The 23,449-nt window shown below is 71.0% G+C and carries 6 protein-coding genes and 1 pseudogene; 3 read left to right on the top strand and 4 right to left on the bottom strand.

The genetic code is table 11. The features are described from left to right. Positions 1 to 608: 608 nt before the first annotated feature. The gene (locus A176_RS40995; protein WP_002639510.1) at positions 609 to 1,103 is read left to right on the top strand and encodes a phytanoyl-CoA dioxygenase family protein; all 495 of its coding nucleotides are present in this window, start codon (positions 609 to 611) and stop codon (positions 1,101 to 1,103) included. A gap of 17 nt (positions 1,104 to 1,120) precedes the next feature. Here the strand turns inward: A176_RS40995 and A176_RS11430 are convergent, their stop codons facing one another. The 4 genes and pseudogenes from A176_RS11430 to A176_RS41180 all read right to left on the bottom strand — a co-directional run bounded on the left by A176_RS11430 (position 1,121) and on the right by A176_RS41180 (position 16,955). Next, the gene (locus A176_RS11430; RefSeq protein ID WP_002639511.1) at positions 1,121 to 2,755 is read right to left on the bottom strand and encodes a GMC oxidoreductase; all 1,635 of its coding nucleotides are present in this window, start codon (positions 2,753 to 2,755) and stop codon (positions 1,121 to 1,123) included. A gap of 29 nt (positions 2,756 to 2,784) precedes the next feature. Further along, positions 2,785 to 5,934 carry a type I polyketide synthase gene (locus tag A176_RS11425; RefSeq protein ID WP_002639512.1) on the bottom strand — a complete coding sequence of 1,050 codons (3,150 nt, stop codon included), beginning with the start codon at positions 5,932 to 5,934 and terminating at the stop codon, positions 2,785 to 2,787. A gap of 27 nt (positions 5,935 to 5,961) precedes the next feature. Continuing rightward, on the bottom strand, positions 5,962 to 10,485 hold the full coding sequence (locus A176_RS11420; protein ID WP_002639513.1) for a type I polyketide synthase: 4,524 nt from the start codon (positions 10,483 to 10,485) through the stop codon (positions 5,962 to 5,964). 12 nt (positions 10,486 to 10,497) lie between these two features. Beyond that, a pseudogene (locus tag A176_RS41180) lies at positions 10,498 to 16,955 on the bottom strand (MupA/Atu3671 family FMN-dependent luciferase-like monooxygenase). A gap of 447 nt (positions 16,956 to 17,402) precedes the next feature. On the opposite strand from A176_RS41180, the gene A176_RS11410 reads away from it, so the two are divergent. Together A176_RS11410 and A176_RS11405 are read left to right on the top strand one after the other, a co-directional pair. After that, positions 17,403 to 18,710, top strand: a complete 1,308-nt coding sequence (locus A176_RS11410) for a glycosyltransferase (protein ID WP_002639515.1) — start codon at positions 17,403 to 17,405, stop codon at positions 18,708 to 18,710. Positions 18,711 to 18,737: 27 nt separating this feature from the next. Continuing rightward, a complete protein-coding gene (locus tag A176_RS11405; RefSeq protein WP_002639516.1) occupies positions 18,738 to 23,351 on the top strand; it encodes a type I polyketide synthase in 4,614 nt (1,537 codons plus the stop codon). The last annotated feature ends 98 nt before the right edge of the window (positions 23,352 to 23,449 follow it).

The following is a 23,449-nucleotide window of genomic DNA, read 5'->3' as shown; positions in this document are numbered from 1 at the left end:
CAGACAGACATGCGCGTGGATTCCCCCCAGCCCTCCATTTCGAGGAATCCGCACAACCCATACACAAAAAAACCGGCTTGTTCCCAGAGTCCCTCAGGGCCGAACCCCTCGGGATTCCACCAGCAAACGCAAAGAACAGGAGGTGTGTGGAGCTCACCATCCGCCTCTCCCCCGGGGGCAGATGCGCGACGTCAGGCCAGGTACCTTGTGCGGGCTCGCCCCCGTGAGGCAGGCACCCCGCCGCCTCACCCGCCGGGGTTTTTGTCAGGCCCACGACGGCCATTTCGTCCGCGGCCCCGAACCGCGACAAGGAGCCGCCCCTGGAACTCACAGCTCAGGAAGTCGAACAGTTCGTCGAAGAGGGATTTGTTCGTGTAACCCAGGCGTTTTCCCGCGACCTGGCGGACGCGGGGCGTGACCTGCTCTGGCGTGACACCGGATGCGCGCCGGATGACCCCTCGACGTGGAAAAAACCCGTCATCCGGCTCGGTGAGTACGCGCAGGAGCCCTTCCGGCTCGCGGCGAACGCTCCTCGGCTGCGCGCCGCCTACGACCGGTTGGTCGGCCCGGGACGCTGGCTCCCCCGAGGCAGCCTGGGAAGCTTCCCCGTGCGCTTTCCCAGCCCGGATGCGCCGGGAGACGACGGCTGGCACGTCGATGCCAGCTTCCCCGGCGACGACCCGAGCTCCTTCTTCTCCTGGCGGATGAACGTGGCCTCGCGGGGACGCGCCTTGCTGATGCTCTTCCTCTTCTCCGACGTGGGAGAGGATGACGCCCCCACCCGCCTCCGCGTGGGCTCACACCAGGACATCGCACGGCTGCTGGAGCCCCAGGGGGACGCCGGCCTGTCGTTCATGGACGTCGCTGGGAAGGTGGACGTGTCCGCCCACCGTGAGGTCGCGTTCGCCACGGGCGAGGCAGGCACCGTGTACCTGTGCCACCCGTTCCTGGTGCACGCCGCGCAGCCCCACCGCGGCACCCGGCCCAAGTTCATGGCACAGCCGCCGCTGCTCTCCTCCAGCGCCTTCCAGGTCCGCCGGACGGACGGCCTGGACTCCCCGCTCGAACGCTCCATCCGGCTGGCGCTGGAGCGGACCGCGTGACGAGGCAGGCGGGCTGACTACAACCGGGCGTGGATGATGTCCGCCACCCGCAGCGCGTTGGCGGCGATGGTGAGGGACGGATTGATTCCACCGCTCGACGGGAAGAAGGACGCGTCCACGACGTAGAGGTTGTCCACGTCGTGGGCGCGGTTGCTCGCGTCGACGACGCTGTTCTCCGGCGAGCTTCCCGCGCGGCACGTCCCGCACACGTGGCCCAGGTTGAGGACGACGTCCCGCGGGTTGGAGATGATCTTCACCCGGAACTTCGGCTTCAAGGTGGAGAGGAACGCCTTGCGGGAGCGCTCCACACGGCGCCGGAGCTCGTCACGGACGCGGTAGTGATATTGGACGACGCCGTCCGCGCTGCTGCCCGTGACGCGGTTGTCCGCATACGGCAGGTCTTCCAGCACCGAGGCGAAGACGACGCGCGAGCGATAGATGCGCGAGCCGATGTCCGCCACCAGCGGGAACAGCGGGCTCAGCATGCGCAACCAGAAGGGCAGCGCCTGCTTCTTCCCGCTGAGGAAGCTCAGCACCTTCTCCTTGTCGACGGTAAAGGGGTGCGCGTGGAAGTTGCCCAGCTTCTCGCCGTCGCGTTGGTAGAAGTCATTGAGCGACACCCCGTGCGCCATCTCCATGGAGGCAGGCGCCTTGCGGGCCTTCACCAGGTAGTGGTCCGAACAATGGAGCATCAGGTGGCGCCCCACCTGGTCATGGTTGTTCGCCAGCCCCATGGGGTACCGCGGAGAGACGGAGCGCTGGAGGATGACGGGCGTCATGAAGGCGCCTGCGGCCATCACGAACATGCGACCGCGAACCTTGAAGGGCTCACCACCAGGGCCCTGCCTGCACACGGCGGCCCGCACCACGCCGCCCTCCTCTTCCAGCGACAACACCTCGCAGTGATCCAGGATGCGCGCCTGGAAGTCACGAAGCGCCGGGCGCAGGCAGATGCGGCCCGCGTCGTTCCGGCACTCCTTGGGACAGAGCGCGCCCACGCACGTGTCGCAGCCCGGGACCTGCTCGCAGGCATAGTGGATGCGGTACGGGTTGAGCCCCAACGCCTGGAAGCCCTCCAGGAGCGCCTGTTCCTTGCCCGCGACGGGTGGCGGTTCGAGCAAGCTGAAGTTCACCTGGGGGCGCGTCGGGTCCCCTGAACCGCGGACGCGGAACTGGGCCTCGGCGCGCGCGTAGTACGGAGCCAGCTCCTCGTAGGAGAAGGGCCACGACTCGGGGAGGCTGGAGTCGGTGGCGGACGGGTGGCTCTTTCGCGGCGAGAAGTCCTCCGGGAAGAACCGGTCCATCACCATGCCGAAGCGTGAAGATGAGCCACCACCGCCTACGCCCAGGGGGTGCAGGAAGTCCTTGGGCGCCTGGTCGTCCAGGAACTGCCGGAGGGGGTTCGGCCACTGCCCCCAGTGCATCCGGCGATCCTCCACGGACATCAGGGCCGTCTCGGCGGTTGGCGCGGTCGGGATGCTCCCGGCCTGGTCCCGAGCGGGCCCTCGCTCCAGGAAGAGGACGGAGCGGCCCTGCCGGGCCAGGGCGTGGCCCAGCGTCGAGCCGCCCATCCCCGTGCCGACAATCACCACGTCCCAGCCATCACGCGCCACGGCCCCGTTGCGCCGGGTGGCTGCCAAGTCTGTGTCCATCTCCCGGGTTCCTCTCGCGCTGACGCGGCCTACAGGTCCGAATCGTCCGTCGCGCGGCGGCGCGAGCGTTGTTGCTCCAGCGACTGCTTCCTGCGGGACTGGAGCGATTCCGCGTCCTTGTCGGCGGCGGCGGTCTTCGGAGCGGCCTCCGGCGGCTGAAGCAGCGCGGCGAGGGCCTGCACCGTCACGCCTTCGTACAGACTCGAGGCCGACACCTCCATGCCCAGACGCGTCTTGAGCCGGTCGCTCATCTGCACCGCGACGAGCGAGTCACCGCCCAGCTCGAAGAAGTTGTCCTGGACACCAATGGGCGACACGCCCAGCGAGTCCTGCCAGAGCGTCACGAGCGCACGCTCCAGTGCCGAGCTGGCCGCGACATACGGCGTGCGCAGCTCCGGGCGCGGGTGATACGTGCGCGGCGCCTCCGGCTCGGGGGCCCGCTCAGGCGTCGCGGCGGGTGCGCCCACCGGCTGCTGCGCCGATGGCGCCGCGGGCTGCCCGACGTCCACGGGCTCCACCCAGAAGCGACGGCGCTCGAACGGCTGGGTGGGCAAGGGAACGCGGCGACGGGCCTCGCCGTGGAAACCCTTCCAGTCCACCGGCACACCCGCGCGCCACAACGCCCCCAACGTCTCGTAGGCACGGGGCGCCTGCCCCTCACCTGCCTGCGACTCCTTGACCGACGGCAGCGAGGCCAGCAGATACCGCGACGGGGAGAAGGCCGGGTGACGCTTCGCCAGACCGCCCAGCGCCTTCCCCGGGCCCACCTCCAACAACACGCGCTTGTCGTCCGCGAGCAGCGCCTGGACGCCGTCGGCGAAGCGAACGGCGCCACGCAGGTGGTCCGCCCAGTAACGAGGGCTCGTGGCCTGCTCGGCGGTAATCCACGTCCCGGTGACGTTGGACACGAACGGCAACTTCGGCGGGCGCAGGGGCGCGGTGGCCACCCGAGCGGCGAAGGCGTCGAGGATGGGGTCCATCATCGGCGAATGGAAGGCATGCGACGTGTCCAGCAGCGTGCCCTTCACGCCCGCGTCCGCCAGCGACTGTTTGACCCGCGCCACGGCCTCGGTCGTTCCCGCGAGCACGCACTGCATGGGCGCGTTGAGCGCGGCCAGCGTCACGTCGGGCCCCAGGTAGGGCTGCACCTCGTCCTCGGACAGCGGCACCGCGAGCATCGAGCCCGTGGGCAGCCCCTGCATCAGCTTCCCGCGCGCCGCCACCACCTGGAGCGCGTGCTCCAGCGTGAAGACCTCCGCGAGGCACGCGGCCACCAGCTCGCCAATGCTGTGCCCCAGCATCGCCTCCGGCTTCACGCCCCACGACATCCACAGGCGCGCCAGCGAGTACTCGATGGTGAAGAGGGCGGGCTGGGTGAGTTCGGTCCGCGCGAGCTGCCGCGCCGTGCTCTCCGCCTCGCCGGGCCGCGAGTACAGGACCGAGCGCAGGTCCATGCCCAGCGCGGGCTTCAGCAGCTCGCAGCAGCGGTCCACCTCCGCGCGAAACACCGGCTCCGCGTCATAGAGTTCACGCGCCATGTCGGCGTGCTGCGTGCCCTGGCCGGGGAACAGGAACGCCACCGGCCGGTTCACGGCATCCTCGGCGCCGGGCGCATCACCCGCTCGCGCCAACGCGGCCTTTGCCTCGGCGAGGTCACGCGCCAGGACGACGCGGCGATGCGCGAAGCGTTGCCGCCCCGCCTGAAGCGTCCACGCCACGTCGGCCAACGGCTGCCCCGTGGACGAAGCCTCCAGGTGCCCCAGGAGTCCGCGCGTGGCCTGCTCCAGCGCCGAAGGCGTCTTGGCGGACAGGGGCAGCAGTTGCCACGGCCTGCGAGGCTGCGCGCTGGACGGCAGCCGGGGCGATTCCTCCAGGACGACATGGGCGTTGGTGCCACCCACGCCGAACGAACTCACCCCCGCGCGCCGAGGCTCGCCATCCGACGGCCAGGGCTTCAGGGCGGCGTTGACGTAGAAGGGGCTGCTGTCGAAGTCGATGGCGGGGTTGGGGCTCTCGAAGTGGAGCGTCGGCGGGAGCTGGCCGTGGCGCAGCGCCTGCACCGTCTTGAGCAGGCCGGTGATTCCCGCCGCCGCGTCCAGGTGGCCCACGTTCCCCTTCACCGAACCGAGCGCGCAGAAGCGGCGGCGCTCGGTGGTGGCGCGGAACGCCTGCGTCAGCGCCTGGACCTCGATGGGGTCTCCCAGCGGCGTCGCGGTGCCGTGGGCCTCCACGTACGAGACGTCCTCCGCGTTCAGGCCGGCGGCGGCCAGGGCCTCCGCGACGACCTGCGACTGGCCTTCGACGCTGGGCGCGGTGTAGCCGGCCTTCAGCGCACCATCGTTGTTGATGGCAGAGCCCTTGATGACCGCGTGGACGGTGTCGCCATCCCGGACCGCGTTGCGGAGCTTCTTGAGGACCACCACACCCGCGCCGCTGCCGAACAACGTGCCCTGGGCCCGCGCGTCGAAGGGTCGGCAGTGGCCGTCGGGAGAGGTCATTCCCCCCTCCACGTACCGGTAGCCCTGGAACATCCCGACGTTGACGGAGACGCCTCCGGCGAGCGCCGCGTCACACTCGCCGTTGAGCAGGCTCTGGCAGGCCTGGTGGACCGCCACCAGCGAGGTGGAGCACGCGCTCTGGACGGTGTGGCTGGCGCCCTTGAGGTTGAGCTTGTACGAGACGCGCGTGGTGAGGAAGTCGCCGCCGTTGCCGATGTTGATCTGCACCGGCTCGACGGACTCCATGACGCGCGGATTGCGCGCCAGGTTCATGAGCAGGTACGTGTTCAACGTGGCGCCGCCGTACACGGAGACCGCGCCCGGGTACTCGCGCGCCGCGTACCCCGCGTGCTCCAGGGCTTCCCAGCAGACCTCCAGGAAGACGCGGTGCTGGGGGTCCGTGAGCTCCGCCTCGCGCGGCGGGATGTCGAAGAAGGCCGCGTCGAACTGCTCGGGCTCCTCCAGGATGGCCGCTGCCCGGACATAGGCGGGGTCCTTCAGCCGGGCCTCGGGCACGCCGGCGGCGCGGCACTCCTCCTCGGAGAGGAAGCGGATGGACTCCACTCCATCCCGTACGTTCTCCCAGAAGCGCTCCACGTCGGGTGCGCCTGGAAAACGCCCCGCCATTCCAATGATGGCGATGTCGGCGTCGTCCAGCTCCAGCGGCGTTTGCGTCTCCACGGCACTACTCCTCGTCTGGGTGTCGTCTCAGTCCCGCCGGCTGCGGCGCTCCCGGCGCTGAGCGCCGCGGCTTTGGCTCGCATCCAGGACGGGGGCTTCGGCCGCCGCGCCCGCGGGCTGCGCCAGCTTCTTCGCCAACAGGGCCACGGTGGGCGCCTCGAATACGGAGGTCAGCGGTACATCTCGGCCCAGCTCGCGCTTCAGCCGGCCGACAATCTTCAGCCACAAGAGCGAGTTGCCCCCGAGGTCGAAGAAGTTGTCGTGCACGCCGAGCTGCTCCAGGCCCAGCATCTCCTGCCACACCTGGGCGAGCGTGCGCTCCGCGTCGTTGGCGGGCGGAACATAGTCCGTGCCCAACGCGGGCCGGGCATGCAGCGCGCCGCCCGCGGCCGCTGGCGTCTCCACCACTCGGCCCCGCCGCAGCCACTGCGCCAGCCGCGCGTCCAGCCCACCGGTGGACACCACCACTTGTCCACTCAGCGGCGCCTCCACCACCCGGCGGAAGGCCTCCACGGCTTCGTCGGCGGACATGGCGAACTGGTCGATGCTCGTTCGCACCTTCGCCGCGCCCTCCTCCGCCACGGGCCACCCGTCCCAGTTGGTGCTCAGCCAGCGCGCCCCATCCCGCGAGCGAGACGCCGCGAAGGCATCCAGGAACGCGTTGGCCGCGCCGTACGCCGCCAGGCCCAGGCCGCCCAGCACCGCGGCGTTGGAGGACAGGAGCATCACGAAGTCCAGCGTGCGGCCCGCGAGCACCCGCTCCAGCACCAGCGTGCCATGCGCCTTCGCCCGGAAGTGCGCCGCGCAGGACGCCGCATCCAGCCCGGAGAGCAAGCCCACGGCCCGGTCGCCCGCGAGACCCGCGGCATGAATGACGCCCGACAGGGGGCCGAAGCGCTGCTCCGCCTCCGCCACCACCTCGCGCATCCGCGCTTCGTCCGCGACGTCGGCGCTCAGCACCAGGACCTGCGCCCCCGCCGCTTCCAGCGCCTGCACCGCGCGCTGGCGACCGCCCGTGTCGCCCTTCAGCCCCGCGCGCCCCACCAGCACCAGCTTCGCCTGGCAGCGCCGCGCCAGGGCGTCCGCGAGCATCAAGCCCACGCCGCCCAGACCACCCGTGATGAGGTACGCACCGCCCTGCTTCAGCGGCGTCCCCGTCAGGGAGTCAGCCTCCAGCCGCAGGGACTCGTGCTGCTGCACGTGCCGATGCCGGCCGCGCCACGCGACCACGGGGTCCGTGGACCCCGACGTCACCTCGCGCAGCAGCGCATCGACGGTGCCCGGACCACGAGCATCCACGTAGCGGCACGTCAACGACGGCTGCTCCTGCGGGATGACCTTGCACAAGGCCGGCAGCGTGGCGCGCTCGGGGGCCACGGTGTCGGCGCTCTCCACCTCCAGCGCCTCACGGCCCACGACGGTCAGGTCGACCTCGGCGTCCGGAGACACCTCGGTGAGCGCCTGGAAGCACCGCAGGACGCTGTAGAAGCCGAGTTCCTGCGCTTCGTCGAAGCTGGACGCCGCATCCAGGCTCCACAGGTGAACAACCTGCTCCACGGGGCGGGGAGACTCCTTCAGCGCGCGCAACACGGCGCCGAGGTCTTCCCGCACGCGCGGGTCCACGACATAGCGATGCGTGTCCAGCCGGGAGAAGCTCGCACCCGCCTCCACCGTGGTGACCACGTGCCCCTGCTGCCGCAGCCGCTCGGCCAGGGCCTGTCCCACGCCACCGCTGTCCACGAAGAGCAGCCAGCCCTTGAGCGTCGCGGGGGCCGCACGCGTCAGCGGCAACGGCGCTGCCCGCCAGGCCGACAGGTAGAACCACCCCGCGAGGTCCGCGCCCTTGCGGGCCACACCGCGCTGACGCGTGGAAGCGGCCTCGGGCGCGAGCCAGTAGTCCTGGCCCTCGAAGGCGTAGGTGGGCAGCGGCACGCGAAGGCGCCGCGCGGAATGGTGCACCGCGGACCAGTCCACCTCGACGCCCGCGGTCCAGAGCCGGCCCAGCGACATGGCCAGGAAGGCATCGTCCGCCATCGGGTCCTGGGGGTGGCGAACCGAGGACAACACCACGGGCGCCGCGGCCCCCGCCGTGCGCAGGCGAACCAGCGTGCTGAGTGTCCGGCCCGGGCCCACTTCCAGGAACACGCGGCCGGGCTGCTCGCGCAGCACGGCGACGCCTTCGCTGAAGCGCACCGTCTGGCGAAGGTGCCGGGTCCAATACACCGGGTCCACCGCCTCCTCGGGCGTAATCCAGGTGCCGGTGACATTGGAGACGAAGGGCAGCGACGGGGCGTTGCGCGTGAGGCCCGCCACGAAGGCCTGGAAGCGCCCCAACAGCGGCTCCACCAGGTGCGAGTGCGCCGCCACGTCAATCTGGATGTGCCGGAACTCCACCTCGCGGCGCGTGAGCTCCGCGGCGAGCGCCTCGATGGCCTCCACCGTCCCGGCCACCGCGCACTGCGCGGCGCCGTTCACCGCCGCGACGGAGAGCTGGTCACCCAGCAACGGAAGGACCTCCGCCTCGGGCAGCGGGACGCTCAACATGCCGCCCCCGGGGAGCTCCTCGAAGAGCTGCCCCCGCTTCACCACCAGCGACAGCGCGTCCTCCAGCGAGAAGACACCCGCCAGGCACGCCGCGGCGTACTCGCCCAGGCTGTGGCCGATGAGCGCCTCGGGCTTCACGCCCCAGGACTCCCAGAGGCGCGCGGTGGCGTACTCCACCGTGAACAGCGAGGGCAGCGCCACCGACGTCTTCTTGATGCGCTGCTGCACCGCGGCCAGGTTCGCCGCGTCGGGGTGGAGAATCGTCCGCAGGTCGAAGCCCAGCTTGGGGCGCAGCAGCTCGCAGCAGCGGTCCACCGCCTCGCGATACACGGGCTCGGAGGCGTACAGCCCACGCCCCATGTCCGCGTACTGCGCGCCGCCGCCGGGGAACATGAAGACGACCGAGGGCCGCGTGGCCCCTGGCGACAACGAGAAGGTGCGCTGCGGGTCGCGCGACTCCAACACCTGGAGCGCGTCATCGCGGTCCTGGCACACCACCACGCGCCGGTGCTCCAGCGGCTTGCGCCCCATCTGGAGCGTCCAGGCCACGTCCGCCAGTGCCTGCTCGGGATGGGCCTTGAGGTGGGCCAGCAACGAGGCCGTCCTCGCCTCCAACGCGGTGGGCGTCTTCGCGGACAGCGCCAGCACCTGCCAGGGTCGCGCCTCGCCGCCCGGCGCGGTGGCCGGAGCCTCCTCCAGGATGACGTGGGCGTTGGTGCCGCCAATGCCAAATGAGCTCACGCCCGCGCGCCGAGGTGCGTCGCCGGCGGCCCACGGCTTCAACGCGGCGTTGACGTAGAAGGGGCTGTTCGCGAAGTCGATGCGTGGATTGGGTGACTCGAAGAACAGGCTGGGCGGCAGCTCCCGGTGCTCCAGCGCCAGCGTGGTCTTGATGAGCCCCGTGACACCGGCGGCCGCGTCCAGATGGCCCACGTTCGTCTTCACCGAACCAAGGCCGCAGAAGCCCTTCGCCTCCGTGCCCGCACGGAAGGCCTGGGTCAGCGCTTCGACCTCCACCGGGTCGCCAAGCTGCGTGGCGGTGCCATGGGTCTCCACGTAGGCGATGGATTCCGGCGCCACCTCGGCCATGGCCTGCGCGCGGGAGATGACCTCCGTCTGGCCTTCCACGCTCGGGGCGACGAAGCCCACCTTCGCGGAGCCATCGTTGTTGATGGCCGAGCCGCGGATGACGGCGTGGATGGTGTCACCATCCGCCAGCGCGTCCTCCAACCGCTTGAGGACGACGACGCCGGCACCGCTGCCGAACAGCGTGCCCTGCCCCTTCGCGTCGAAGGCGCGGCAGTGCCCGTCCGGAGAGGTGATGCCGCCCTCCTGGTGCACGTAGCCCGTGCGCTGCGGCATGTGCACGGACACGCCGCCCGCGAGCGCGATGTCACTCTGGTAGCCGAGCAGCGACTGGCAGGCCAGATGGGTGGCCACCAGCGACGTGGAGCACCCCGTCTGCACGGTGAGCGCGGGGCCCTTCAAGTCCAGGTGATAGGCCACCCGGGTGGCCAGGAAGTCCTTGTCGTTGGCCACCATGGCCGGGAACGTGTCCTCGGCCTGCTGGAACTCGGCGCGCGACAGCAGGTTGAACAGCAGGTAGCTGCTCAGGCTGGAGCCCGCGAAGACGGCGGTCGCGCCCGGGATGCGGCCCGGGGCGTAACCCGCGTGCTCCAGCGCCGTCCAGGCACACTCCAGGAAGACGCGGTGCTGGGGGTCGAGCACCTCGGCCTCCCTCGGCGAATAACCGAAGAAGGACGCATCGAACCGGCCCGGCCGCTCCAGCACCGGGGCCGAGCGGACGAACTGGGGATGGGCCAACGCCTCCGGCGACACACCGAGCGCCCGCAGCTCATCGTCCGTGAAGTGGCGGATGGACTCGATGCCTTCGCGCAGGTTCCGCCAGAAGGCCTCCACGTCCTCCGCGCCCGGCACGCGCACGGCCATGCCCACGATGGCCACGGCGAGGCTCGCATCTCCCTGGTACTCGGTGCTCTGGCTCATGATGTCCCTGCCCTACTTCCTGGCCCGCTGACGCTGACGCTTGAGGCTCTCCAACTGACGCTTGGCGCGGTCTTGCGCCGCCTCGACCTGGGACTGCGACGACGCTGGCTCCTGCCTCGCGAAGCGCGCCAGCGCGCTGATGGTCGGGTACTCCAGCAGCTTCAACAGGGGCAGGTCCTGGCCCAGCACCGTCTTGAGCTGCGTGTGCACCTGCACCATCAACAGCGAGTGGCCACCCAGGTCGAAGAAGTTGTCGTGCACGCCCACCTCCTCCACCCGCAGGACGGTGCGCCACACCTGGGCAATCTGCTCCTCGAGCTGTCCCTGCGGCGCCACGAAGGCCGCCTTCGCGGAGCGCACCACGCTGGGCGCGGGCAGGGCCTTGCGGTCCACCTTGCCGTTGGGCGTCAGCGGCAGCGCCGGCAACTCCACCACCAACGAAGGCACCATGTGTTCAGGCAGCCGCTGCGCCAGGGCATCCCGGAGCGCCGTCACATCCACCGTGGCGCCCTGCTTCGGCACCACGTAGGCCACCAGCCGCACGTCACCGGGCACGTCCTCGCGCGCCACCACCACGGCCTCGCGGACCGGCGCCTGCGCGGCGAGCGCCGCCTCGATTTCGCCCGCCTCGATGCGGAACCCGCGCACCTTGAGCTGGTGGTCGACCCGGCCCAGGAACTCCATGGTGCCATCCGGCCGCCAGCGCGCGCGGTCACCCGTGCGGTACAGCCGCGCCCCGGGCTCGGTGGACTGGGCGTCCGGGATGAAGCGCTCCGCCGTCAGCTCCGGCCGCCCCAGGTAGCCACGCACCACGCCCGCGCCGCCGATGAACAACTCACCGGGCACGCCCACCGGCGCCGGACGCAGCCGCGCGTCGAGCACATAGAGCTGCGTGCGCAGCAGCGGCGTACCGATGGAGACCACCGCGGCGGCCTCTCCCGCGTCCACGCTCGCGGTGGAAGACCAGATGGTCGTCTCCGTGGGCCCGTACATGTTGAGCAACCGGGCGTCCTCCGGCAGCGCCTGCCGCAGCGCCACCGCGAGAGCGCCGGGCAACGCCTCGCCGCCGACCATCAGCCGGCGCAGACCGCCCAGGGCCTCCACGGACTCCGGCTCGGTCAACAGCGTGCGCGCCAGGGACGGCGTGCACTGAAGATGGGACACGCCGTGCTCGCGCAGTTGCTCCGGAATGGACTTCGCCGCGCCCGAGCGGCGGCTGTCGCGCACGCTGCGCTGACGGACCTCGTCGAGCAGCGGCAGACTGGCGAGCACGGTGTCCGTGGGGATGCCGAAGTCGATGAGGCACCCCACCTCGTCCACGCCCAGCGCCTGGAGCTGGCCCACGCGCTCGCGCACGGAGCGAGGCGTGCCGAACAGGCCGCTCGTCTCGAAGTAGCGCTCAAAGGCGTGGCCCGCGAGCCGGTCCATGTCCGCCTCGGTGGCCGCGTCCATGTCGATGCCCAGCGTGCGTCCCAGGCCCCGCATCAGGTCCGCCGAGCTCTTCAGGTAGTTGCGGAAGGGCTGCTCCACCACCGCGCGAACCTGCGCCGCGTCCTCGCCGATGAAGGTGTGGAGCATGAGGGTGACGTGCCCCTCCCCCGCGTGGCCGGCGTCGCGCCAGGCCTGACGGTACAGCCCGACCTTCTGCGCCAGGTCCTCCCACGTCTGCCCCAGCAGGTGCGTGAGGATGTTGCAGCCCAGCCGACCCGCGGAGATGAACGTCTCCGGGTTGCCCGCGGCCGTGAGCCACACGGGCAGCTCCGCCTGCACCGGACGGGGGCGCAGGCGCACATCCACCTGCGCGCCGCCGCCGCCGGGGAAGCGCACCGTCTGGCCGCGCCACAACTGGCGCACGGTGTCGAGGCCCTCCATCATCAGCTCGCGGCGCTTCTCGTACTTCTCGGGGGCGAAGACGAAGTCGTTCGCATGCCAACCCGAGGCCACGGAGATGCCCACACGGCCGCCGGACAGGTTGTCCACCAGCGCCCACTCCTCCGCCACGCGCACCGGGTGATGCAGGGGCAGCACCACGCTGCCCGCCCGGATGGCCACGCGCTTGGTGACAGCGGCGACCGCCGCGCCCGCCACGGAGGGGTTCGGGTACAGACCGCCGAAGGCATGGAAGTGGCGCTCCGGCGTCCACACCGCCGCGAAGCCGTGGGTGTCCGCGAACTTCGCGCCCTCCAGCAGCAGCCGGTAGCTGCTCTCACCGTGTGACGCCTCCGCGTCATCTGCGAAGTAGAAGAGGCTGAAGTCCATGGGCCGCTGCCGGCCCCGGCCGCACGCGCGGGCGCCTTCAGCGACGCGCCATCGCCCTGCACCACCACCTTGAAGCCGCGCGTGAGCGTCCACAGCAGCTCCAGGACGGAGATGTCGAAGGAGATGCTGGTGACGGCCAGCCACGTGCCCGCGGGCTCATGGCCCACGCGCACATCCATGGCCGCGAAGAAGTTGGCCACGCCGCCGTGTGGCACCACGACGCCCTTGGGCCGTCCCGTGGAGCCCGAGGTGTAGATGACGTAGGCGGGACTGTCGGGCATCGCGCCAGCGTCCACCGCGTGTCCAGGTCCTGCCGGGTACGACGCCGCGTCATCCAACAGCACGGTGCGCAGGCCCGCGGAGGGCAGCGTGCCGGCGAGGTGCGACTGGGTCAGCAGCACGCGCGCGCCGGAGTCCTCCAGCATGTACGTGAGCCGCTCTCGGGGGTAGTCCGGATCCAGCGGCACGTACGCGCCGCCGGCCTCGAGGATGCCGAGCATCCCCACCACCATCTCCACCGAGCGCTCGACGCACAGACCCACGCGCGTCTCCGGCCCCACCCCGAGACTCCGCAGGTGGAGCGCCAGGGAGGTCGCGCGGCGCGCGAGTTCGGCGTAGGTGAGCGAGCCGTCGTCCGCGACCACCGCCACCGCGTCTGGCGTCAGCGCGGCCCGGGCGCGGAACTGCGCGTGGATGCAGAGCGACGGGTCCTGCGCCAGGGGCGAGGTGAAGTCGTTCCAGTCCACCAGCAGCGCGCGGCGCTCCGCGTCGTCGAGCAGCGGCAGGTCCTCCACCCGCGCGTCCGGAGACGCGACGATGCCTCGCAGCAACGCCTCCAGGTGCCCGGCGAGCCGCGCCGCCGTCTCGGGCGTGAAGAGGTCGGAGCGGTACTCCAGCGCGCCTTCCAGCCCCCGAGGCGTCTCCACCACCGCGAGCTGCAGGTCGAACTTCGCCGTGCCCTCGACCGCGCCGTCCGGCACGGGCAGCACCGGGCGCCACTGCATGCCGGGCACGTCCAGGTCCACGGGCGGCAGGCTCTCCAGCACCAGGTTCGCCTGGAAGAGCGGATTGTCGCCCCCACGCGTCGCGCGCGCGGCCCCCACGACCTCCTCGAAGGGAAGGTCCGCGTTGGCCAGGGCCTCGTGGAAGGTGCTCCGCATGCGACCGAGCAGCTCGCGGAACCGCGGGCTCCCCGACACGTCGGCGCGAAGGACCAGCGTGCTGGCGAAGAAGCCCACCACGTCACGGAGCTCGGCCCGGTCGCGCTGGGCGAAGATGGTCCCCAGCCCGAAGTCGTCCTGGCCGCTGTAGCGGTGCAGCAGCGCCGCCCAGGCCGCCGCCAGCGTGACGAAGAAGGTGCTGCCCTCGGCGCGGCCCACCGCCTTGAGCGACTCCACCAGCGAAGCAGGCAGCGTGAAGCGGTGCAGCGCGCCGCGGAAGCCCGGCTCACGCGGCCGAGCGAAATCCGTGGGCAGCTCCAGACGCGGCAGGTTCTCCAGCTTGCGCGCCCAGTAGGCACGCTGGCCGTCCAGCGCGTTCCCCAGGCCCTGCTGCCACCGCGCATAGTCCACGTACTGGAACGCGGGCGCCCCCAACGACGCGGCGGCGCCGGACACCTCCGCGCGATACAGCGCGGCCAGCTCCCGGGCCAGGACGCCGATGGACCAGCCATCCGTGACGATGTGGTGCTGGGTCATCAGGAGCACATGCTCCTGGTCCTCCAAGGCCACCAGCGCCGCGCGAACCAGGGGCCCTTCCGCGAGCTGGAAGGGCGCCTCACCCTGCAGCCGCGACAGCCGGCCCAGCTCCGCCTCGCGCTCGGGAGCGGGCAACGCACGCAGGTCCTCACGGCCCAGCTCCAGCGGGCGCGCGGCGGGCACCACCTGACGCGGCTGCCCCTCCATCTCCGGGAAGGACGCACGCAGCACCGCGTGGCGGGTCAGGAGCGAATCCAAGGCGCGGCCCAGCGCGGACACGTCGAGCGGCCCGGACAGGCGCAACTGGAAGTGGACGTTGTACAGCGCACTCTCCGGCACCAGCCGGTCCAGGAACCACAGGCGCTGCTGGCCGGGCGACAGCGGCAGCTCGCCCTCCAGGGAGCCCGCCGTCAGCGCGGGGCCCATGGGTGCGACAGCGGCGCCGCCCCAGGCCTCCAGCAGGTGCGCGGCGGCCGCGCCCAGGGTCGGGTGCTGCCAGAGGAACGCCACGGGCAGCGAAACGCCCAGCGACTCCTCCAGGCGCCCGTGAAGGTCCAGCGCCATCAGCGAGTCCAGCCCCAGGCTGGCCAGCGACGTGTCCGCGCCCAGCGACGCGGGCTCGGCGCGCAGCACGCGGGCGGCCTCGTGACGGAGGAACTCCTCCATCAGCGCCTTCCGCTCCTGCGCGGGTGCGGACGCCAGCCGCTCCCGCACGGGGCCGGTGGGCGCGGCCACGGGGGCCTCGTGCGTCTCCTCGGCGGAGAGCGTCACCACTTCCAGCGTGTTGGACAGGAAGCCATCACGGCAGGCGCGGCGCTGAATCTTCCCGCTGGACGTCTTCGGAATGCTCCGGGACTGGAGCAGCACCACCGAGTGCGCACGCACCTGGTGCTCATCCGCCAGCGCGCTGCGAAGCGCTCCCGCGACGGCCGCGCCGTCGAACCCTTCGCGAACGTCCACCTCGGAGACGAGGACCAGCCGCTCCTCGCCATCCACCTCCACGGCGAAGGCGGCGCTGCAGCCGGGACGCACCGCGGGGTGCGCGCGCTCGGCGGTCAGCTCCAGGTCCTGCGGGTACAGGTTGCGGCCCCGAACGATGAGCAGGTCCTTGAGTCGCCCGGTGATGAACAGCTCGCCTTCCGGCGAGAGGAACGCCAGGTCGCCGGTGCGCAGGAAGGGCCCCTCCCCGCTCGCGAGCCGCGCGTCGAAGGCGTGCGCCGTCTCCTCCGGACGGTTCCAATAACCACCCGCCACGCTGGGCCCCGACACCCAGACCTCACCGACCTCGTGCGGCCCGCGCGGCAGGCGCGTCTCCGGGTCGACGATGAGCAGCCGCTGATCCGGCGCCCCCGGACCAGAAGACACCATCGTGCGCGCGGACGGGCCCTCCGCCGCGCCCGGGACCGGCTTCGCCTGGCCCAGCTCCAGCGAGCCCGTGTCGAAGCGCGTCTCCACGTAGGGCGTGCCCTTCGTGCCACCCGTGACGATGAGCGTCGCCTCCGCGAGGCCGTAGCACGGGTAGAACGCCTCGCGCCGGAAGCCCGCGGGCGCGAACGTCTCCGCGAAGCGCTCCATCGTCTCGCGCCGCACCGGCTCCGCGCCGTTGAACGCCAGGTCCCAGTGGCTCAAATCCAGGCGGGCCACGTCATCGGGACGGGCCTTCCTGGCACAGAGGTCGAACGCGAAGTTGGGTCCGCCGCTGCAGGTTCCCTTGAACTGGGAAATCGCCTCCAGCCAGCGCATGGGGCGCTGAAGGAACGCGATGGGTGACATCAGCACGCAAGGGAAGCCCAGGTAGAGCGGCTGTAGCACCTTCCCAATGAGTCCCATGTCATGGAACATGGGCAACCAACCCACGCCCACGGAGCGCTCGGAGGACAATCCGAACCCACGGGTGATCAATGACTCGTTATGCAGAATGTTGGCGTGGCTGACCTTGACGCCCTTGGGGTTGCCGGTGGACCCCGACGTGTATTGTAAAAAAGCCAGTGTGTCGGCCGTCAGGTCCGGGCGCTTCCACGCAGTGGCCTCGGACTCCGGCACCGCATCAGTCGCGATCCACTGAAGCTCACCGAGCTCGGGAGCCTGGGGCGTGAGGAACTCCGACATCTCCAGAATCATGCTCGTCGTGAGCACGTAGCGCGCGCCGCAATCCCGAGCGATGGCTCGCAGCCGGGGCAGCGTGCGCTCCAGCCGCGTGGGGTCTGGCGGATAGCATGGCACCGCGATGACGCCGCCGTAGAGGCAGCCCATGAAGCCCGCGACGAACTCCAACCCTGGCGGGTAGAGCAGCAGCGCCCGCTCTCCCGCCGCACCGAGTTCGCGCAGCCGAGCCGCGAGCGAGCGAGCCCTGACATCCAGCCGCCGGTAGGTCCACTCCTCGATGGGGCCGTCGACATCGCCCGTCTCAAGGAAGCGATACAGCAGCGCGTCGGCTTGAGATTCGGCTCTCTGGCACAAGACGTCCACGAGAGTGGGAAACCGGTGAGCCAACGGCTCGATGTTCTCGGACATGTCTTCTCCTGCAGTGCACAGGGCCAGGGATGTCATGCGGCCAAACACCAAACGGAGTACGGAGAACCCGGAAAACATCGCCGGTCAACAACCCCCGAACCCGCACGCCGCTCCATCAGGAGGAGGCAGCCCGCTCGCACGCTACCCGAGTGAACCGCCTCTATAGGCAGCGCTTGTGCCACCGGCTCCGCCTGCTTGTCCAGATAAACGATGATACCGACAATTACAGTGATAGCGGTTCCTGATAAAAATATTCCACCACCGGCGACGCGCCTGAAGCGCTGTCGCATTTCACTTTCAATTCGGAATTGAGCAGCCATATACGCGTACACGAATGCCAGTTGAACAGCGGTTCGGACCGGCAACTGCCGTGACGCCCGGTGGGGTGCGTACGCCAGCCCCCGGAGATGGAGGCACGCGCGGTACGAACGGCGAGTAGGAGCGTCGATGCGCGCGGTGCTGACAAACTTCGGAAGTACGGGAGACATCCTGCCCTTCGTGGCCCTGGCCCAGGAGCTGCGACGCCATGGGCATCATCCCGTGCTCGCGCTGCCGCCCTCGTTCGAGCCGCTCGCCCGCGCCCAGGGCGTGCCGTTCACGCCGGTGGGCCCGGATCTGAGCCACGCGCAAGACGACATCACCCGGCAGATGATGGTGAGCCCGGACCGCATCGGTGAGGGCGATCATCTCCAGTCGCTCTTCACGCCGCTGGCCACCGGGTTGCCTCGCATGCTCGAGGACCTGCGCGCCGCCTGCGCCGGAGCGGACGTCCTCATCAGCGGACGCGTGCAGCCCGCGGCGCGAATGGTCCACGACCTCACGCGCATCCCGCTGGTGTCCGTCTACGTGGAGCACTCCGGCAGCGGCGGAGGGCACCCCGCGTTTCTCGAGGCCGTGCGGCGTCTCATCAATCCCGTGAGACAAAACGCCGGGCTGCCGCCGTTTCACAATCCGCTGGTGGACGGGGAATCACCGCAGCTTGTCCTGTATGCGATGAGCCAGCACGTGCGCCCGCCGCCGCGTGATTTGCCGGGGCACCACCACATGGTGGGCTACTTCTACCTGGAGGGCGATGCGCTGGCGTGGACCCCGCCCGACGCGCTGAAGGACTTCCTGGCCGAGGGCGAGCCCCCGCTGTTCTTCACCTTCGGAAGCCTGCTGCACCAGGACCCGGAAGCCTTCACGCAATTGCTGGTGGACGCCGCGCTCCGCTCGGGCCGGCGGGCCATCATCCAGAGCGGCGCCAGCCGGCTGGCGAAGCAGGCGCTGCCGCCGGGCTTCCTCGCCGTGGATGGCATGCTGCCGTATTCGTGGCTCTTCCCGCGCACCGCCTGTGTCGTGCACCACAGCGGCGCGGGAACCTGCTCGCTGGCTTTCCGAGCGGGTACGCCGCAGGTGTTGGTGCCGCATGCCTACGATCAGTTCCTCTGGGCGGACCTGGGCTTCGACCGCGGCTGCGCGCCGGCGCCCCTGCCCGCTTCACAACTGACGGCCGCGCGCCTGGGTGACGCCATCCGCGAGGCATTGACGTCTCCGCGAATCCGCGAAGCGTCCACCGCGGTGGGCGAGCGCGTCCGGGGCGAGCAGGGCCTCATGGTCGCGCGGCAACACATCGAACAGTTGCTGACGCGGCTGGGTGGCGCGCAGCCCGCGGCGGCCCAGACGGGCGCGACCGACGAAGACGAAGACACCTCCTCCGGCCCACGCAGGCGCTCCGCACTGGAGCAGCAGCGCCTCCGCAGGCGGAGCCACTGACTTTCTCAACGAGAGGATTCGAGACCCATGGCTGATGAAAACGCGTGGAACGGGCTTGAGATCGCGGTCATCGGGATGGCGTGCCGCCTCCCGGGAGCCCCCGACGTCGCAACGTATTGGAAGAACCTCCGCGGCGGCGTGGAGTCCATCGTGCCGCTCCAGGACTCGGAGCTGGAGCCCTCGCTCATGGAGGATGCCTCCCTGCGCAAGGACCCGAACTACGTGCGCGCGGCGGCCATGGTCGACGGCGCCGAAGACTTCGCCGCGTCCTTCTTCGGCATCCCGCCCAAGGAAGCGGAGCTGATGGACCCGCAGCACCGCGTCTTCCTGGAGTGCGCGTGGTCGGCGCTGGAAGACGCCGGTTACGACGCCAGCCGGTACAAGGACCGGATTGGCGTCTACGCGGGCGCGCGGACGAACACCTACGTGTTCAACCTCTTCTCCAACCCGGCGGCGCTGGGTGGCGCGGGCGCGTTCGAGCTGGGCCTGGGCAACGACCTCGCGTTTCTCAGCACGCGCGTGTCTCACCTGCTGAACCTGCGGGGACCGGCGTACTCGCTGCACACCGCGTGCTCCACGGCGCTGGTGGCCGTGCATCTGGCCGGACAGGCCCTGCTCGCTGGTGAGTGCCGCATGGCGCTGGCGGGTGGCGTCGCCATCCAGGCCCCCCAGCGCAGCGGCTACCTGTACCAATTCGGCGGCGTGTCCTCGCCGGACGGACACTGCCGTGCCTTCGACGCGAAGGCGCAGGGCACGGTGTTCGGCAACGGCGCGGGTGTGGTGGTGCTCAAGCGCCTGGAGGATGCGCTGGCGGATGGAGACACCATCCACGCCGTCATCCGCGGCTCGGCCATCAACAACGACGGTTCGCAGAAGGCCAGCTTCGGCGCGCCCAGCGTCCAGGGCCAGGCCCGCGTCATCCGCGACGCGCTCGCCGCCGCGGACGTGGACGCGCGGAGCATCACCTACGTGGAGACGCACGGCACCGGCACCCAGTTGGGTGACCCCATCGAGGTGCGCGCGCTCACCAAGGCGTTCCGCGCCAGCACGGATGACACGGGCTTCTGCGCGCTGGGCTCGGTGAAGACGAACATTGGCCACCTCGACGCGGCGGCCGGTATCGCCAGCTTCATCAAGGCCGTGCTCTGCCTGAAGCACCGGGAGATGCCGCCCACGCTGCACTTCGAGCAGCCCAACGCGCAGATCGACTTCGCCAACAGCCCCTTCTTCGTCAACGCCACCCTGCGCGAGTGGAAGGCGGGCGCCCACCCGCGCCGCGCGGGCGTGAGCGCGTTCGGCATTGGCGGAACCAACGCCCACGTCATCCTGGAGGAGGCCCCCGCGCTGGAGACCGCCGCGCCGAGCCGCCCCTGGAACGTGCTGCCGTTGGCCACCCGGACGGACTCCGCGCTCGACAGCGCCACCACGGCGCTGGCCGCGTGGCTGGAGCAGCACCCGGAGCTGTCCATGGCGGATGCGGCCTACACGCTCCAAACGGGCCGCCAGCACTTCTCCTACCGCCGCATGGCGGTGGTGTCCGACCACGCGCAAGCCGTGCGCGTGCTGCGCGGCGAGGAGCCCGAGCGCGTCGTCACCACGCACCAGGAGTCCCGCACCCGCCCCGTGGTGTTCCTGCTGCCGGGCGGCGGTACCCAGCACGCGGGCATGGCCGGCGGCCTCTACCGCACCGAGCCGGTCTTCCGTGCGGAGATGGACCGCATCGCCGCCCTGCTCCGCCCGCACGGCGTCTCCAACCTGCTCGCCGTGATTCAAGCCGCGCCGGGCGACACCGTGGACGGCCTGTCTCGCAATGCCCTGGCGCTGCCCGCCATCTTCGCCGTGGAGTACGCGCTCGCCCGCCTCTGGATGTCCTGGGGCATCGAGCCGGAGGCCATGATTGGCCACAGCCTGGGTGAGTACGCCGCGGCCTGCCTGGCGGACGTGCTGTCCCTGGAAGACGCGGTGGCCCTGGTGGCCCTGCGCGGCAAGCTCATCGACGGGGTGCCCGCGGGCGCCATGCTCAGCGTCAGCCTGCCGGAGGCCGAGCTGCGGCCCCTGCTGGGCGACGCCCTGGACCTCGCCGCGGTGAACGCGCCCGACCAGTGCGTGGCCTCGGGCCGCACCGACGCGGTGGAGGCGCTGGCGGCCACGCTGACGGCGCGTGGCGTGGAGCACCGGCGCCTGCATGTGGACGCGGCGGCTCACTCACGCATGCTGGAGCCCATCCTGGCGGAGTTCCACGCCAAGGTCGCCAGCCTGAAGCTGAACCCGCCCACGCGGCGCTACGTGTCCTGCCTCACGGGCACCTGGATCACCGCCGAGGAGGTCACCCAGCCCAAGTACTGGGTGGACCACCTGCGCCAGCCGGTGCGCTTCATGGAGGGTCTGCGCGTGCTGCTGGCCGAGCCCGCGCGCGTCCTGCTCGAGGTGGGGCCCGCGCAGTCGCTCACGGCCCTGGCGAAGCTCCAGGGCGAGGCGCCGGGGACGCGGCCGTACATCTCCTCCCTGCCGCACCCCAAGGACCCGCAGCCCGACGAGGCCTTCCTCCAGGGCGCCCTGGGTCGGCTGTGGCTGGGCGGCGTGGAGGTGGACTGGCTGGGCGTGCATGCCCACGGTCCTCGCCGCCGCGTGTCCCTGCCCCCGTACCCCTTCGAGCGGGAGCGCTTCTTCGTCCCGCCCGGCGAGCGCTCCGCGAGCGCCGGTGCCACGCAGCAGGGCAAGCTGCCCGACGTGGCGGACTGGTTCCACCTGCCGTCGTGGCGGCGCACGCCGCCGCTGGCCGCGAAGCCTGAGACGCTGGCCTCCCCGCGAGGCTGGGTGGTGTTCACGGACGGAGGCCCCCTGGCCTCGCGGCTGCTGGCGCTGCTGGCCGAGGCGGGCCAGGACGTCGTCACCGTGCAGGCGGGCACCAGCTTCGCCCGCGAGGACGACCACCGCTTCACCGTGGCGCCGGGACAGCCGGCCGACTACGTGTCGCTGCTCGAAGCCCTGAAGGGCCGCGCGCACCGCCCCGAGGTGTTCGTCCACTTCTGGAGCCTCACGAAGCAAGGGGACGTCGCGTCGTCCTCCGAGCGCTTCCGCGACACGCAGTCGCGCGGCTACTACAGCCTCCTCTTCCTGGCCCAGGCCCTGGGGAAGGCGGGCGGCAGCGAGCCCGTGCGCGTGGAGGTCATCTCCAACCACGTGCACGACCCGGACGGCGCCGCGGAGGCGCTGCCCGAGAAGGCGACGATGCTGGGCGTGTGCAAGGTGCTGCCGCAGGAGCACCAGCACGTCGCCACGCGCTGCATCGACGTGGTGCTCCCGGAGGCCAGCGCCGCGGACACGCTCGCGCGCGGCCTGCTCGCCGAGCTGTCCACCCGCACGCGCGACATGCTGGTGGCCTTCCGGGGCACGCGCCGTTGGGTGCAGGAGTTCACCCCGGTGAAGATGGGCGGAGACGCGCCCGTGCACCCGCTGCGCGAGCGCGGCGTGTACCTCATCACCGGTGGTCTGGGCGGCGTGGGTCTGCTGCTCGCCGAGCACCTGGCGGAGACGCAGCGCGCCCGGCTGGTGCTGCTCGGCCGCTCGGCCTTCCCCGCTCGCGAGTCGTGGGACGGCTGGCTGACCGACAAGGGCGAGGACGACCGCATCAGCAAGCTCATCCACCGCGTGCGCGCCATGGAGGCCCACGGGGCCGAGGTGCTCGTGCTGGCGGCGGACGTGTCGGACGCCGCGCGGATGCGGACCGTCGTGGAGCAGGTGGAGTCGCGCTTCGGCGTGCTGCACGGCGTGCTTCACTGCGCCGGTGTCACCCACGGTGACTCGCTGTACAGCTCGCTCACGGAGCTGGGCACGCAGGCCTCCGAGACGCAGTTCCAGCCCAAGGTGTACGGCACCTACGCGCTGGACGAGGCGCTGCGCGGCCGGGACATCGACTTCGTGCTGCTGTTCTCCTCCAACGCGGCGGTGCTCGGTGGTCTCGGCTACCTCACCTACGCGTCCGCCAACGTGTTCATGGACGCCTTCGCGTCGAACCGCGCGGCCCGGGGCGTGGGCGGCACGCGTTGGGTGAGCGCGTCCTGGGACGGCTGGCCCGAGGAGACGAAGCACTACGCGGGCTTCAAGACGAGCATGGACCAGTACGCCATGACGCGCGAGGAAGGCGCGGAGGCGGTGCGCCGGCTCGCCACGCAGGGCCTGGACGGTCCGGTCGTGGTGGCCACGGGTGACCTGACCCACCGCCTGGCGGTGTGGATCCACCGGGACGCCCCCGCGACCCGCCCCTCCGGGTCCGCCTCGCGGCAGGCGCGCAAGGGCACCTACGTGCCGCCCGCCAACGAGACGGAGCAGGCCATCGCGGCCATGTGGCAGGAGGTCCTCGGCGTGGAGCAGGTGGGCCGCCACGAGAGCTTCTTCGACCTGGGCGGACACTCGCTGCTGGCCACGCGCATCGTGGGCCGGCTGCGCTCCGCGTTCAACGTGGACCTGCCCCTGGCGAAGCTGTTCGAGGTCTCCACCGTGTCGGGGCTCGCCCAGGCGGTGACCGTGGCGAAGGAGGCCCAGGAAGCAGCGCTCTACCAGGAGCTGCTCGACCAGGTGGCCAACACGCCCGACGACCAGCTCGAGGACCTGCTGGCCAAGGCCGCCCAGGAAAACTGAGCCACACGCCGGCGCGAGCCACCGCTCCGCCGGACCCTTTTCCGCGCCCACCGGATGCCAGCCTCGCTGGCGGTGGGCGCGCATTCCATCCGGACGCC

The sequence above is a fragment of the Myxococcus hansupus genome (assembly GCF_000280925.3).
Lineage (GTDB): Bacteria > Myxococcota > Myxococcia > Myxococcales > Myxococcaceae > Myxococcus > Myxococcus hansupus.
The sequence above is the reverse complement of the archived record's forward strand: the minus strand, read 5'-3'. Positions and strand labels throughout refer to the sequence as shown.